Raw genomic sequence first — 14,751 nt, forward strand, 5'->3', positions numbered from 1 at the left:
AATCGATTGCTGAAACGGTTTCCCTAAACGATGTACTGGGTATTGGTCTAGTATGACTGCAAAACGCCCAGGTCCGCAGACTGGCTCCCAATATTCAACATTGGGAGCTTTTCTGTAGGATCCAGTAGCCGGAGCGACTCATAATTACTGTATTGCTCGGTTGATCTCCCAGGCCTATAGCATCACGAGAATGATCATGACACCCGTGAAAGCGACAAAGACGCGCGTAGACAAAAATGAGGTCGAAACAGCCATTGCGTAGGCCAACAAGATGCTCTTTATCCGCTATGCGCTGCGTTCCAGCTGGTCGATCGGGGAAATGTTCAAAAAAGGGTCGATCAGACGAACACCTGAAGAGTGCCCGAGGAAACCGTGTTTCGTGGCTCAATTCGTTCAATAACTCGTTCAATAACAGGTACCATGGGGATTGGCAATTGAACACGTTTTATGAACGGAGCAAGCCATGGCCCTGGTGGGATTGGTGCGAGTCAGCACGAAGGGTCAGGACACCGCGCGGCAACATGACGCACTGGACCCGATCTGCGTTAAGGTCTTCGAGGAAAAAGTAAGCGGTAGCTTGAAGGTCGAGAACCGGCCAGGCTTGTGCGCCACGATCGACTACATGCGCGAGGGCGACATGCTCGCCGTCCAGGAAGTTGATCGCCTCGGCCGAAACCTGATCGAGGGGCTGGTCGTGCTCACGGACTTGTTCGAACGCGGAATCGCAGTCAAGGTCATCGAGGGCATCGCCAAGGGCGAGCACACCGAGCGGAGCTTCGTCCTGGATATGGCCATGGCCCTCGCCGAGGACCGTCGCCGCGACATCGTGCGCAAGACCAAGAACGGGCTCGAAGCAGCGCGCAAGCGCGGCAGGGTCGGCGGCCGCCCGCGGGTGATCGACGACGACAAGCGCGCGGTCATCATCTCCCGGCGCGAGAGGGGCGAGTCGATTAGGGAGATCGCTTCGGCTGTCGGAATCTCAATCGGGACAGTGCATTCTGCTCTGGCCGTGGATGAGCAGGAAGCCAGCTGATGGCGCGGGACATAGGCGAGCAGATGATCCTCGCCGAGTGGCTCTTCGTCGAGACGATCGACGACCTCCGCTGCCGCATTGACGATCCGTCGTCTCGAACAAGGTACGAGTTGCTGGGAATCGCACCGCTCCTGAGGAAACTGCTGCTCGATGGCGCGCCGCTTCTAGAGACAGTGAGGGTCGCTAGGCCGGAGGTGCCTGTAGAGTTCCGCATCCGTCCCTGGACCGAACTGGAGGACAAGTTCGCAGACAAAGGACTGGAGCGCTACCTCGGCCTCGGGGATGCGCGGCTGATCGGCGACCCTGGCGATCACGCCATCACGAATCTGGAGGAGCTGAGAAGAACAGTGGTCGGCGTCGCCCAAGGCAAACATCTGACGTTCCGGAGCGTCGTCCGGTACTACGCCCACGTTGAAGGCGGAGTCCACTTCGGTACGGCGAAGGATCCTGGCGAGTCTACGCTGAGCAGCATGGCCACAATGCTGCTATGGCATTCCACTGGCCAGATCCAGACGCTTGCGCACCTCGGCCAAATTGCAGTTGACGCACTGGAGCCCATGCACCGTTCGATCCTTGCCGGGCCTACTATCCACACCTTGTTGCACCTAGAGGACGCTCGGGGCTTGTTTATGAATCACTGGACGACCGACTACTTCAAAGCATTGGACCGTTTCGGCAATGAACCAGAAGAGGAGCCAATTGAAGTTCCGCCCAATGCTGAGTCCCGAACGCACCATCCTGACTCAGGACCTTCGAAATACAGCTCCTGAGACCCTTGTTGTCGCGTGACACCGAAGGCATGCAGAACTCTCGCCAAGGAGATACTTGCGAATCGCCTGATCCCTTGGCCCCACGCGACCTCTTGACCATCGCGAGGACTGAGTTGGCAAAAGCAGAAGTCCACCTGCCCGAAGGCAGGTGGACTTCTGCTGGTTAGCCATCCTCGCTGAGGATCAGCGGCGTGAACCCACTCAGTGCCTCCGGTGACGCGCAGGCCATGCAAATGACCAGTCCGAGGCTCAGGCACTGCAGCAGCTCATCGCGGTCATGCCCTGTATTCCAGTCACCGGTGAGGTGATCCGGCCCCGGGATCGCACCGCAGTACGGCAGCAGATCCCCTGGCCGGTTGTAAAGGTGGTGGACGACGTCGCCAGTTACCGTGCTCATGCTGAATCTTCTTCCGTTGCGTGCGGGTTGGGTGTGTTGACTGCCTTGGAGAGCCTCGTTGGCATTGGTGCTGTGAACAGTTTCGCCAGGAGCGGCTCCAGTGCGCCGATGGCCTCTGCCGTCTGGTCGTCGGTGGGCTCACGGCCCAGCTCCTGCTTGAGTTCCTTGATCAGGTCGCTGAACTGGTGCAGAACGGGCTGCCGACCTTGAGACATCTCAAACGCCGACTCGAAGCCGTGGACGTAGGCCAGTACGCTTTCGAACGTGGCGGGGCCGCCAACGAACGTGCTCGGCCTCATGACGAACTCGTGAGCCTGCTCCTCGGAAGCTGCTACGCCGCCGATGCCGTACGACGCGCTGCCCGCGTCCAGGTGCGAGTCGTCGACGCGCTCCGTGCATGCTTGGGCATCGAACACTGCTCGGCGCACATGCTCCGCTCTGTCGTCGATGTAGTGCTGGCACGCGGCGCGGCATCGCTCGGAGTCGCTGATCTGGAGGATCGACCAGATCTTGCCCTGGCTGATACGGATGTCCCGGGAGAACCCCTGCCACGTGCTCACCTCGATGACGATCTCATCGCGACCTGCATCCGTCTTGCGCAAGGACAGGTTCATCTGCGCAGGGTCATCCTGTGGGATCGGCCTGCTCGCCGCGCGCATGGCCGCGTGGCCGATGTTGGTCGCGTTGATGATGAAGAACTCGCCGATCATCTGTCCTCCTCGAAGGGATCAATCTTGCCGCTTGCGGCCCAGATCTGAATCGCTCACCACTCGGGCCTGTCACCAGCGGAGATCGTTCAGCTTGGGAGGCGTGTTCCGGGTAGTTGGCGAGTCCTGCCCCGGGCCCACCTCCCAGACGAGGTTGGCCCAGCCGGATTCGGATGCGAATGCGACCAGGCGGTCTTGGGTGCGCCTTGCAAGGATGCGCTGCAGATCTTTGACCTCGCAATGGACATGTTCGAGCTTCTGCTCGGTGACCCTGCTGTACGTGACCAGAAAGACGTCGTCCATGCGGTCCATGCTCTCGACCTTCCAGCCTTGCTCGGCCATCTGGTTGAGGTTGCCATCGAACTTGCCCTTGTCGGCCCGGTACTTCACTTGCTTGTACTCGTACTTCATCCGTAAAAGGACCTCAGCTTTCTTCCGAGCAGGGCGCGTGGAAGCTCGCTATTGCAGCAGCACTGAGATCGCTCTCGTTGATCGAATGCGTTCGCTTCCCCTGTGATTATGTCGTGCTGCGCAACGAGCCAAGTTTAGTTGGTCTATGAGTCAAACCTATCAAACTTAGGCGCGTTTAGGTTACTGTGCAATGAACGCGCCTGCGGGAACGTGGAAGCATGCCTGCCCCAGTACCCGACACCCATGCCCTTGGCATCGAGATCGCACGCGCCCGACGGGAGCAGGGCATGTCGATCGACCGCCTCGCCGAAGCTGCTGGAGTGCATCGGAAATCGATCATCCAAATCGAGGCCGGCCGCGTCGCCGCAAAGATCAGCACGCTCCACGGGATCGCCCATGCGCTGGGCGTGCCTCTGACAGATCTGGTGGCCGTCGTCTGCGCACGTCATCCGAAGTCGATCCACGTGAAGACGAGACTCGTTGAGCGCTGATCGCAGCCTGGTCACACCGATCTGAAGACGAACACCCCGCCGCCTGGCGCACTGGCCGTCGAGTGCTCTTGCTCAAGGTCGCGGGCCCAGGCCTGCCAGTTGAAGTACCGGCGTACTTCTTCGTTCACTCCATCAAGCAAGGCGATGCCATCAACCAGCTCCCTGGCGTAGTCGTCGAACGAGTCCCAGCGCCCCGCGTACTGGTCTTGGAATGCTTCGAGACCTCCGTCCGCGGAACTGTTCTCGCCGGAGTGCTCCCAAGCGCAGAACGCAGACCAGAGATCGTTGCCCAGGCGCTCGTACGCCTCGGCCCACGGAACCACATCAAGGGGCGAGCACTCGCCTTCGATGGGCAGGTTCTCCTGGTCAAAGACCCATAGTTCCTCGTGGTCGCCTACGGGGCGGCGCACTGCGTCATGCAGGCCCTGAATCGTAACTGCCGTTGCCTCGTACAAGTCGTACCACTCGCCTATTAGGCGACCCTCGTTGTAGCAAGCCAGGCAGCCGATCCAGACGCTGGGCTTGTTCTCTTCAGGCATGATGCCGTCCTCTCCAGGAAGGGTTTCAGTCGATCGAGGAGGATCCCGGAGCCGATGGCTCGGCTCGGAAGATGGAGAGGCGAGTTGAAAGAGAAGACCTCCTGCCGCTCCAAAGAGCAGCAGGAGGTCAGTCCGGCAAAGCTATCCATCAACCGGCATGGCACTCCTCATCCACGGTCTCGACAGCCCGTGAGAGCACGGCCTTCCGACCAAGTGCACCAACCAGCACCGCCAGCACAACAGCCACAGCTTGCGCGCTGAGCGCCCAGTACGGCAGATCGCCCGCCGGGGTTCCGCCACTCAGCAACGCTGTGCCAACAGCGGAGCCCACGGCGGAGCCGAGGTACATTGCGGCCATCTGGAACGCCACGATGGTCGTCGTGGCCTTCGGACGAGTCCGGGTCAGCGCATCCTGCAAGGTCGGAACGCTGGCCCAGCCCGTCGCACCCCAGATGAGCGCAGCAGCGAGCCATGCCACTGGCTGCGGCAGGAAGGCCACGACCGCGAATGAGGCCAGCAATGCTCCAGCCAGGATCGGCAGCAGCTTCCTGGACCCGACTGCGTCGATCTGGCGTCCGATCAGCATCGAGCCGAGCACGCCCCCGATGCCCCAGACCCAGATCAGGGCGAAGCCCCAGGAACTGAGTCCCCGATCTGCGGCCATCGGCAGCATGTAGGTATACAGGCCAAGGCTGGTCAAGCCGAACACGAAGGCCAGCAGGATTCCCAGAAGCATCTGGGGGGACTTCAGGATCACCGATGTGCCCGAACCCGGTTCATCTGGGATCGCGGGAATCTCGCCGCCGCGGAATGCCAGGGCTGCCATCGATACGACACCGACGGCGACAACGAGGCCCATGGTCCAGCGCCAGCCGATCTGCTCGCCGATCAGCATGCCGATCGGGACGCCCGCCACGGTGCCTGTGGACAGCCCGAAGGTGACCAGGGCCATGGCGCGGCCCCGGTTTTCCTCGGCGACCATCCCGGCTGCAGCCGCGGTGGCGACTGCAGTGAGGATGCCGGCTCCCGCCCCGGAGAGCACGCGGGAGCCCAGGAACACGGTGAGATCCGGCGACAGCGCAGTGATCAGGTTGGCGAGGTTGAAGACGCCCAGCGAGACCAGCAGGGCACGCTTGGTCGAGCCCCTCGTCGCCCGTTTGGCCAGGGTCGTGCCGGCCAGCGCGTATGCGCCGGTGAACGCCGTGACTCCAAGCCCGATCGCGCCCACCGTGGTCGCCAGGGAATTCGCGATCTGCGGGAGCACTCCAGCCAGGACGTAGGCGTCGATCCCCAGGGATACTGCGGCCACTACCAGCGGCCATACTCTTCTCATCACTGCTCGCATACCTCTTCAGTTGTCGTTGCGCATGTCCGGTACACGACGCTATTCATCCTTTGACAGTGTTACAAGATTGCCGTTTATGCTGTTACTGAAAGTGATTCTCACGGAAGGAGCCCCGGCGATGCCGACCAGCACGCGGCGGATGGAGCGCAAGAGGACGGAGCTGGCGGAGTTCCTCCGCAGCCGGCGGGAGCGGGTCTCCCCGCAGGAGCTCGGTCTCACGGTCTCCGGAAGACGTCGCACGCCCGGGCTGCGGCGAGAAGAGGTGGCTGCGCTTTCGGGCGTGGGGATCACCTGGTACACCTGGCTGGAACAGGGCCGTGACATCGGCGTATCCGCCGAATTCCTCGACGATCTGTGCAAGGTGCTCAAGCTCGACGCAGCGGAGCGTCGGCATCTATACCTGCTCACGCAGAAGCGGCTCCCAAAGGAGCCGGCGCGCACCGCTTGCACAGTGCCACAGGTCGCCCACGACCTGCTCCAAAGGCTCCCAGAGAGCCCGTCATACGTCCTTAATCTGAAGTGGGATGTGCTGGCCTGGAACGACGCTGCCGACAAGCTGTTCGGGTTCAGCCGCATGCCGGACGAGCAGCGCAACATGCTCTGGATGGTGTTCGCGGATGAAAGTCTCCGGTCGCGGCTCGCGCCATGGGAGGAGCAGGCCCGACAGATCCTCACGAGCTTCAAGCGGGACTTCGCGCACGCTCCGCAAGACAAGGAGATCATCGCCCTGACGGAGAACTTGTCGCGCATGGATTCGACGTTCCACGACTGGTGGAAGCGCTCTGATATCGACGGCAAATGCTCCGGGCGCAGGACGTTCGACATCGAGGGCCTGGGCAAGATCGAGCTCACGCACATGACCATGACGTTGGAGAGTGACAAGCATCTGCGGTTCGTCTATTATACGCCTCTCGGCGAGGCGGCACAGGCCTTTGGAGAATGGGCGCTGGCTTGAAGCTATGCCTGACCTGATCAAGGATGGATTCGAGCCCACCATTGCACATGACGACGCGAGGGCTTGACGCAAGAAATAACCCTGTAGCCATGGTGGCTACAGGGTTATTTCTTGCGTGGTGCTTGTGGGGCTCAGAGAGTCAGGGTCGCATAGAGGCCAATGCAGAAGAAGACCAGCACTACCGCACCAATGCCGATCGCAGCGCACGACAGGAGTCGAAGCGCCAAACGCCGGGTCACTCGCAAGTTCGACTTGATGGTGTTGTTCATTGGCAGTCCTTAGTTCACGGCCGTGATCCAACACCCAGCAAAGTGGTTGCCCATCGGTCAGCTGCAGGCCGCGTCGAAGGCCTCGTCCTCGGGCATGGCTTTCCAGGGCTGGTTCTTGAGCTGGATGGAGCTGCCGTCGGCGGCGAAGACGATGTCGTCGGTGCCTGACTCACTCTCGGTCCAGACGATCTGGTTGCCATCGGCGCTCAGCGATCCGCGCCATCCGCCGTCGGTGTAGAGGGATGCGGTGTCCCCGTCGCACTTGAAGCTGTAGACCGCGACAGAGCTCCCGTCGATCACGAGCTGGCGTTCCGCGACGTCGCCGGTGCCGTGCATGTTCATCTGGTAGAAGACCTGGGTCCGGGTTTCGCCGACGGTGTTCTGGTCACTAATGCCTTCAGCCGCGCCATCGGTGCGATCAGAATCGCCGCAACCAGTCAGAGCAATCAGTACTCCGAGAGCCAGCGCGGAGAAACCAGCGACCTTCTTGTTGGCGGCATGCCTGGAGACGCGGTTCATAAGCAGATTGCTCACTTTCGATAGGGCTTATCCCAAACCCTCATTTAGGTTGATATGCGAAACAAATGTATCTTAAATAGTAACCTTTACGCCACTGCGCGTTGCCATGTTGAGGTGTATAAACCAGCTGCGCTTGTCGCCACAAGTGCCATTGGAAAGCGCCCACCGCGATCGCCAATTGGGCATGCCGAAAGAACAGCCCGCCGTGACGCCAGGAAGGCGGGACCTACTGCTCGGCAGTCGAATGCAGCGCTGGAGCATGGCGCTTGAGTGCCGCGTCGACCAGCGACCGGCCTTATGCGGCCGTTCCGGCTGTAGCGCCCGGCACTGCTCTGGGAGTGATCTCCACCGTTGCGGGGTCGAAAGTCTTCTTGCCCCGCGGATGCGGATGCAGCTTCACCGTCATGAAGAAGTCGATGACCCGGCGCTTGACCATCAGATCGGCATCGTCGAACGCCTTCACTGGGCTCTTGGCATCCAGCACTCCCCCGAGATCCGTGGTGATCGTCAAGCTGCGGCGCTCCTTCTCCAGCGCAGCGATCTTGGCGAGCTCTCTGTCCCTGGTGCGCTTGAGATCGTGGCCCTCGATCAGCTCGTTGTCGTAATCATTCTGGGCACGCTTGATTTTGCCCTCATGGATGCCGATTTCGGCCCTGATCGCCTGGAGCCGAGGTTCATCAAGGCTCGGGATCGTGTCAACCAGGTCAGGGCGACCCAGTCGCTCGCGGACGACAGCCAATACGAACTGGTCGATCTGCTCCCTTGAACGCATGATGTGGCCCTCGCAGCGGTAGCGCTGGCTGTGGGCCTTGACCGGCTTCTCGCAGATACCGCAGATGAAGAGACCCGAGCCGATGTGCTTGCGAGCAGTCGAGCCGGTGCGGTTGGTGACCCTCTCGGGCGCGTTCAGGCGCTCTTGGACCGTCCACCACACATCGGGCTCAACGATGGGGGTCCACTGCCCTGCAATGGGATCCCCGTCCTCGTCGCGCACGATCTGGGCGTACCAGGTCCTGCGCTTGTTCTCGGCGCGAGCGTTGCGATCGGTGTATACCGAGTAGCCGGCGTAGCGGGGATTGCGCAGGATGCCGAGCACGGTCGAAGAGTCCCAAGGACCGTCGGCGGGCACCGGCACGGGGTCCTCGCCATTGGCTGTCCTGCGCACGTTGCGCTCGATCGCCAGCGTCCTGTTGCGCTTGGGCAGGTGCGGCAGCGAGGCCGGGATGTAGTCGGCTTCGAGGCCGGACAGCCCCTTGGCGATCGACGCGATAGAAGGCCCATCACTGATGGCGAACAGGCGGAAGATCTCATGGACCGCTGCTGCCTCGTCCTCGATCAGATCGCCGTTGGTGGCATACCCCAGTGGGCGCACGCCCTTGGGAGCACGGCCCTGCATGGCCCGCTGCAGCTGCGCCCGCGACTGGCGCTCGGCCTTGCGCCGCACTTCGAAGCGGGCAATGGCAGCCAGCATCGTCGCGCGGAACTCTCCATCGGCGGTCGACAGGTCGATGTCGCCACTTACCGTCACCGCCATGAGGTTGTGCTCAATGAGCACGAGCAAGTCCTGGAGACTGCGCAGGAGGCGGTCCAAGTCAACACCGATGACGGTGTCGATCTTGCCGGCATCGGCGTCGGCGAGCATCCGCGCCCAGTTCGAGCCCGGACCGCGGCTCTTGGATGCGGAGAGGCCATCATCGACGTACTCGTCCACGATGACCCAGCCCCGCTCGTTCGCCAGCTTCCTGATGCGCGGCAGCTGCCGGTCGATGCCATCAGGGTCGGCTTTGGACTGGCGGGCGTACAGAGCTGCGCGGCGAGGTTCAGAAGACGAGTTCAACACGTATACGAGTGTAGCCACAGACGGTTCACATTGTGGGCACACCCTTTGTGGTCCCGTTAAACGTCTGGGAGCTTTGGGGCGCTTAGGAGTGTCCCAGATGGTCTAGGGCACAACGTCATCGGGGGGAAGTAGCCGACCCGTTACCCGACCAGCGCAGCACGCGCCCGTTCGGCGGGTGTACGCACGTCATCGATCCGAGCAGCGACCGAAGCCGAGAACGGCAGACCCCGCATCACTGACTCCATGTATTCCCAATTAGGGTTACCATCTGCAGTCACAGGGAGCCGTATCTCCGTTTTCTTCATGCGAGCCATGTTCCACTTGTAGCCGTAGCTGAATCGAGAACGTTCAAATCGGATCAATGCAGCAATGAACAGCAAAGCCCACTGGCTTGTCTCGCCCTTGGGGACCAAGACCTGAACGTCGTCAGACGCGAAGAACGGTTTGTCTTGGTAGAAGGCCCAACCAACGGAACCGTTATAGGGGACAGTCAAGCAGTGTGCATCAAAAATCGGCGCGAGGTCACACATATCCGTGATGCCATTGTTCTTCTCCGAAGCACCAATGAATCGAGTTCCACCAGGGGCGCGCTGAGCTTTGGTTACTCTCTTTCCCTTCTTGACGGTGAAGATGTCACTAAGCGAAAACGGTAGCCATGACGAGGAGTCCGAAAGAGCTACACCTGGTGCGATCGCCGCCGCGAGTCCCTCATGAGTTGGCATATTTGCTTCCGCGACCCAGGGCGGAACTACCTCTGGGACTTCCAAAGTCGCGAGCGTGCGGTTAGCTTCCCGTCCGAAGGCGCTGTACCGGAAAGCATTTGCACGGATACACATCGCGTAGTAGAGACGATGTGTTAGAGGCATCTTTGGGTCTTTCGGCGTCAGCACCGCAACGTTTTGCGCTGTGTAAAACGGAAGCTGCTGGACGTACGCCGACAGAAGCTTAGATCCACCGAGAGCCACCGTGATGAGTCCAGCAACGTAGGGCGTGACACCGGCGAGTGGCTCAACGTAACCAGCGACACCAGATTTTCCATTTAGGCCACCGATACGACCTACGAAAGCGACACCTTTCAGGCGCTCCGTTCGCGTCATCTTATTCATGTCGAGCTTGTTCCCATACTCAACGCGGAACAAGTCGTCCAGTCGTGTCATTCGGCGATCTCCTCGCTTTCGGAGACGTCCTCCATCGAGCTACTCAGAGAGAAGACGGCATAGTCAAGGAGGATCTTCTCAAACTCCGCCATGCCGAGCTTGGAGTAATCGGTCTCCATGTATGCCTCAGCAACCCATTCATCTTCGGCATCCACTCGCTGCATGACAGCTTCGCCCGGTCCCACTTCCCGGTTGCGATACATCTGCACCCAGCGGTCGCGGACATCAGGCCAGGTCTGACCCTTATCGACGCGCCCCAGGTTCTTGACCTTGACAAAGGTATCGTCACGCCAGTAGCCGAACCATGTTTTCCGATTCGACTTTGCATGAGGAACACGTGCTGTGAACACCATGATGCAGGTGATCACTCCGACCGGGTAGAACACCTCCGGAGGCATGGACATCACAGCTTCGAGCGTGTGCTTCTTCAACAGGTTGCGCTTGTGAACGCTGGGTGCGGTCGCGCAGGTGACAGGGACAATGGCAATCCCCACGCCCCCGGCGTCCAGACCATCAAGCATCTGCTCCACGAACCGCAGCTCGTGGAGGTCTTCCTTGGTCTTGGCGTACGGCGGATTGATCATGCCGACGTTAGCCTTGTGCTTCTTGACGCCGGCATGAATTGCCGGATCGAAGCAGGATCCCTGGTGCAGGTTGGCTTTGCCGTCGCCACGCAGAATCATGTTTGATGCGGCAAGCGCATACATCGTCGGATTTTGCTCGACACCAATGAGGCGGTTCTTCTTAATGTCCTCAACTTCAGCCTCGGTCGTAGCGGACTTCATCATCTGCACCATCGCTGAGATAAGAAAGCCGCCGGTGCCGGCGCAAATGTCAAGGACCTTGTCGTCCTTGCTGACGTTGGCGATGAGCCCGAAAAGCTCGGTCACATGCTTGGGCGTCAGGACAATCCCAAGGCCCTTACCGTCGCCGCCAGTGTACTTGAGGAACTCTCCATAGAACGCACCCACGACGTCGAAGTCGTGATAAATCGTCAAGAAGGGCATGACTTTCTCAGCCAGCATGGTGACGATTTCGTTGAGTAAGCCCTTCGGATACCCCTTGGTCGGCTTGCGCAGCTCGGGGTGGACCTGAATGTTGGTGAACGGCTGAGTAATATTCTCCAGCTTCGACACCGGCAGGTTTGCATCCTTAATTACCCGCTTGATCGACTGGATCCAGAACTCAGGCAAGTCTGCTGCCGGGTACGAGTCGTAGGTCTTGGCGAAGATCTGGTCGTTGAGAGCAATTAGCGTGCCGGCGACGGCCAGCGGCTTCTCTTTCTCCTCAAGCTCAGCCTCGTCACGCATGAACTCGTGCATCTCCATTGAGAACGCTATGAGGTCGTGCTCGCGCTGCTGCTGCACCTTTGGATCGAAGGATGCCGCTGCGAAGAGGTCGTTGAGGCCGATCATCTCAGTGACCGGAGCACCCATAGGCGAGACGAGATCGTGTTCCTGCGTCGTGCCCTTTGGCGTTACGAAGAATGACCATTCGTTCGACTGCGGGGTGCCGGATACCGCAATCGAGATGACGGTGTAGTTGGGCGTCAGGTACCGGGCGTAGTGCAGTACGCCGTCAACGGCGTAGTCGCGTGCAAGATCGCGGCTCCCCGACTCGTGGTAGCGCACGTCAGCCTTACACTCCACGAGCACGACCATGTCAGGGGTGCTGGGTGAGGTGACGATGAACTCGGGGTATCCGGCTGCTTTACCTTTGCCAGTCTTGGACGCCTTGGACAGCGCCTTACGTATGTCCTGCACGACTGATTGTTGCTTTTCTACGACGATTTTTTCGTCATCGTCATAGAAGCCCAGTGCGCGAAGCTGGTCATCAACAAGATCTTCGGTGATCCGTTCGTTCGCCATGAATCAGGAATCCTCTCCGAGCGTACACTCCTGCGGTTCACACTCTGCGCAGTAAACCGACCTGACCTTCATGCCGGCCGCGAGCCACTCTGCCGGCACCTCAGCACCGAAGACATCTCCGCATGACGGGCACGTTGTCCGCAGCCGGACGAGGTTAGATCCCCCAGTCACTTCTTGCTTCCAGAGGTTGTATTGTGCCGGAACTCCACGACGTCGCCGTCCTTCATAATGTAGTCCTTGCCTTCAATGCGGGCCTTGCCCGCAGACTTGGCGTTGGCGATCGAGCCCAGCTCCACCAGATCATCAAAGGCCACAACCTCGGCCTTGATGAAGCCACGCTGGAAGTCGGTGTGGATCACGCCGGCGGCTTCAGGAGCGGTCGCTCCGCGGCGGATGGTCCACGCACGGGTTTCCTTTGGACCAGCGGTCAGGTAGGACTGCAGGCCCAAGGTGTCGTAGCCAACGCGAGCCAGCTTATCCAGGCCGGATTCCTCGATGCCGGCATCTTCCATCATCTCGGCGGCTTCGTCTTCTTCAAGCTCGGCCAGCTCGGATTCGAACTGGGCGTCCAAGAAGATGGCCTCGGCAGGTGCCACCAGCTCGGAGAGCTTGGCCTGCATCTCGGTGTCGGCCAGCCCGGCCTCATCGGTGTTGAACACGTAGATGAATGGCTTGGTGGTCATCAGCTGCATTGGAGCAAGCTCTTCAAGGTCGATGCCCTTGGTCTTGGCCGCGGCAAACAGGGTGATGCCCTCTTCAAGCACCTTCTGCGCGTTGAGCACTGCGTCCAGGAAGGACTTCTCGATCTTCTTGCTGCGCAGTTCCTTTTCAAGGCGTGGCAGCTGGTTCTCGATGGTCTGCAAATCCGCGAGGATCAGCTCGGTAGCGATAGTCTCGATATCCGAAGCCGGATCCACCTTGCCGTTCACGTGGATGACGTCGTCATTGACGAACGCACGGGTGACCTGGCAGATCGCGTCGGCTTCGCGGATGGTGGCCAGGAACTTGTTGCCCAGGCCCTCGCCCTCGGAAGCGCCCTTGACGATGCCAGCGATATCCACGAAGGATACGGTGGCTGGCAAGATGCGCTCGGAACCGAAGATCCCGGCGAGCACCTTCAGGCGCGAATCTGGCAACGGCACGACACCCACATTGGGTTCAATGGTTGCGAACGGGTAGTTGGCTGCCAGCACCTGGGCACGGGTCAGCGCGTTGAACATGGTGGACTTGCCGACGTTGGGCAGTCCGACGATTCCGATAGTAAGAGCCACGGGAGAAAATTCTACCTTTTGCTAGTGATGAGCGCGCAATTGCCTGCGGCGCAGGAATTCTTTAGTTGGACTGCGGGCGGGTGCCGCGGCCGCCCAGGGCGCGGTCCTCGTCGCCGGCTTCCTTGAGCTTGCCGCGGATTTCCTTGGGCAGCGAGAAGATGATGTCCTCTTCAGCGGTGGTCACCTCGGCCACGTCGGTGAATCCATAGTCGGCAAGCAGCGAGACGACCTCGCGCACCAGCACCTCGGGCACCGAAGCCCCGGAGGTCACGCCCACAGTGGAAACGCCCTCGAACCAGCTCTCGTCCACTTCATTGGCGAAGTCAACGCGGTAGGCGGCCTTGGCCCCGTGATCCAGGGCCACTTCGACCAGGCGCACCGAATTCGAGGAATTGGCCGAACCGACCACGATCACCAAGTCGGCCTGCGGGGCGATGTTCTTGATCGCGGCCTGGCGGTTGGTGGTGGCGTAGCAGATGTCATCGCTGGGCGGATCCTGCAGATTCGGGAAGCGCTTGCGCAGCCGGCGCACGATCTCCATGGTCTCGTCCACGCTCAAGGTGGTCTGCGAAAGCCAGATCAGCTTGTCCGGATCCTTCACCTGCACGGTGTCGGCCTCCTCCGGATTGTTCACGATGGTGGTGACCTCCGGGGCTTCCCCGTAGGTGCCCTCGACCTCCTCGTGGCCTTCATGGCCGATCAGCAGGATCTCGTAGTCGTTCTTGGCGAAGCGCACGGCCTCGCGGTGCACCTTGGTGACCAGCGGGCAGGTGGCGTCGATGGTCTGCAGGTTGCGGTCCGCGGCGGACTGGACCACCGCTGGGGAGACGCCGTGGGCGGAGAAGACCACCAGGGCGCCTTCGGGAACTTCCTCGTTCTCCTCCACGAAGATCGCTCCGCGGGACTCCAATTCGGAAACCACATGGAGGTTGTGCACGATCTGCTTGCGCACGTACACCGGAGGCCCGTAGTGCTCCAGGGCTTTCTCGACAGCCACCACGGCGCGATCCACGCCGGCACAGTAGCCGCGCGGGGCCGCGAGCAGGACCTTGCGCTCGGAAACCTGCGGGGACGCAGCGGCGATCTCGGCCGGGGTACGGCGAACGCGCGGGATCCGTGGAACTGGCAGCGATACCGGGATGGAAGTGGAAGTAGCCATACCTCTAGTCTACGAACCTC

At 60.7% G+C, this 14,751-nt stretch carries 16 protein-coding genes; 4 read left to right on the plus strand and 12 right to left on the minus strand.

All coding sequences use genetic code 11. From position 1 onward, the window contains the following. The first annotated feature begins 463 nt into the window (after positions 1-463). Both AC6CHO_RS01710 and AC6CHO_RS01715 read left to right on the plus strand, forming a co-directional pair. Positions 464-1,033, plus strand: coding sequence for a recombinase family protein (locus AC6CHO_RS01710; protein ID WP_060702124.1), 570 nt, complete (start codon positions 464-466; stop codon positions 1,031-1,033). Beyond that, positions 1,033-1,803: a hypothetical protein gene (locus AC6CHO_RS01715; protein WP_498213358.1), complete on the plus strand. Its 771-nt coding sequence runs from the start codon at positions 1,033-1,035 to the stop codon at positions 1,801-1,803. Before AC6CHO_RS01710 ends, AC6CHO_RS01715 begins: the two co-directional genes overlap by 1 nt. Before the next feature lie 163 nt (positions 1,804-1,966). Here the strand turns inward: AC6CHO_RS01715 and AC6CHO_RS01720 are convergent, their stop codons facing one another. From AC6CHO_RS01720 to AC6CHO_RS01730, 3 genes are all read right to left on the minus strand, one after another. Continuing rightward, the gene (locus AC6CHO_RS01720; protein WP_498213359.1) at positions 1,967-2,200 is read right to left on the minus strand and encodes a hypothetical protein; all 234 of its coding nucleotides are present in this window, start codon (positions 2,198-2,200) and stop codon (positions 1,967-1,969) included. After that, positions 2,197-2,910, minus strand: coding sequence for a hypothetical protein (locus AC6CHO_RS01725; RefSeq protein WP_498213360.1), 714 nt, complete (start codon positions 2,908-2,910; stop codon positions 2,197-2,199). The genes AC6CHO_RS01720 and AC6CHO_RS01725 overlap by 4 nt, the downstream gene beginning before the upstream one ends. 69 nt (positions 2,911-2,979) lie before the next feature. Continuing rightward, positions 2,980-3,318 (minus strand): hypothetical protein, encoded by a 339-nt coding sequence (locus AC6CHO_RS01730; RefSeq protein WP_060702128.1) that lies wholly within the window; start codon positions 3,316-3,318, stop codon positions 2,980-2,982. A gap of 218 nt (positions 3,319-3,536) precedes the next feature. Here AC6CHO_RS01730 and AC6CHO_RS01735 point away from each other — a divergent pair, with 218 nt between their 5' ends. Continuing rightward, positions 3,537-3,809, plus strand: coding sequence for a helix-turn-helix domain-containing protein (locus AC6CHO_RS01735; protein ID WP_498213362.1), 273 nt, complete (start codon positions 3,537-3,539; stop codon positions 3,807-3,809). Positions 3,810-3,820: 11 nt separating this feature from the next. Here the strand turns inward: AC6CHO_RS01735 and AC6CHO_RS01740 are convergent, their stop codons facing one another. Both AC6CHO_RS01740 and AC6CHO_RS01745 read right to left on the minus strand, forming a co-directional pair. Beyond that, positions 3,821-4,348: an antirestriction protein ArdA gene (locus AC6CHO_RS01740; RefSeq protein ID WP_498213363.1), complete on the minus strand. Its 528-nt coding sequence runs from the start codon at positions 4,346-4,348 to the stop codon at positions 3,821-3,823. Between the two features lie 148 nt (positions 4,349-4,496). Next, the gene (locus AC6CHO_RS01745) at positions 4,497-5,681 is read right to left on the minus strand and encodes an MFS transporter (protein WP_498213782.1); all 1,185 of its coding nucleotides are present in this window, start codon (positions 5,679-5,681) and stop codon (positions 4,497-4,499) included. Between the two features lie 130 nt (positions 5,682-5,811). Here AC6CHO_RS01745 and AC6CHO_RS01750 point away from each other — a divergent pair, with 130 nt between their 5' ends. After that, entirely contained in the window at positions 5,812-6,648 is an 837-nt protein-coding gene (locus tag AC6CHO_RS01750; RefSeq protein ID WP_498213364.1) for a helix-turn-helix transcriptional regulator, read from the plus strand. 131 nt (positions 6,649-6,779) lie between these two features. Here AC6CHO_RS01750 and AC6CHO_RS01755 read toward each other — a convergent pair whose 3' ends face one another. The 7 genes from AC6CHO_RS01755 to AC6CHO_RS01785 form a co-directional block, all read right to left on the minus strand. After that, complete coding sequence (locus AC6CHO_RS01755) at positions 6,780-6,917, minus strand: hypothetical protein (RefSeq protein WP_498213365.1); 138 nt, start codon at positions 6,915-6,917, stop codon at positions 6,780-6,782. A gap of 57 nt (positions 6,918-6,974) precedes the next feature. Then, positions 6,975-7,451 carry a hypothetical protein gene (locus AC6CHO_RS01760; RefSeq protein WP_498213366.1) on the minus strand — a complete coding sequence of 159 codons (477 nt, stop codon included), beginning with the start codon at positions 7,449-7,451 and terminating at the stop codon, positions 6,975-6,977. A 280-nt stretch (positions 7,452-7,731) separates the two neighbouring features. Beyond that, the gene (locus tag AC6CHO_RS01765) at positions 7,732-9,276 is read right to left on the minus strand and encodes a recombinase family protein (RefSeq protein ID WP_498213367.1); all 1,545 of its coding nucleotides are present in this window, start codon (positions 9,274-9,276) and stop codon (positions 7,732-7,734) included. 140 nt (positions 9,277-9,416) lie between these two features. Next, on the minus strand, positions 9,417-10,433 hold the full coding sequence (locus tag AC6CHO_RS01770) for a restriction endonuclease subunit S (RefSeq protein WP_498213368.1): 1,017 nt from the start codon (positions 10,431-10,433) through the stop codon (positions 9,417-9,419). Then, positions 10,430-12,301, minus strand: a complete 1,872-nt coding sequence (locus AC6CHO_RS01775; protein ID WP_498213369.1) for an HsdM family class I SAM-dependent methyltransferase — start codon at positions 12,299-12,301, stop codon at positions 10,430-10,432. The genes AC6CHO_RS01770 and AC6CHO_RS01775 overlap by 4 nt, the downstream gene beginning before the upstream one ends. Before the next feature lie 167 nt (positions 12,302-12,468). Beyond that, positions 12,469-13,572, minus strand: a complete 1,104-nt coding sequence (gene ychF, locus AC6CHO_RS01780; protein WP_498213370.1) for a redox-regulated ATPase YchF — start codon at positions 13,570-13,572, stop codon at positions 12,469-12,471. 61 nt (positions 13,573-13,633) lie between these two features. After that, on the minus strand, positions 13,634-14,731 hold the full coding sequence (locus tag AC6CHO_RS01785) for a 4-hydroxy-3-methylbut-2-enyl diphosphate reductase (protein WP_060702139.1): 1,098 nt from the start codon (positions 14,729-14,731) through the stop codon (positions 13,634-13,636). Positions 14,732-14,751 lie beyond the last annotated feature (20 nt).

This window comes from Glutamicibacter sp. GQ173 (assembly GCF_059759215.1).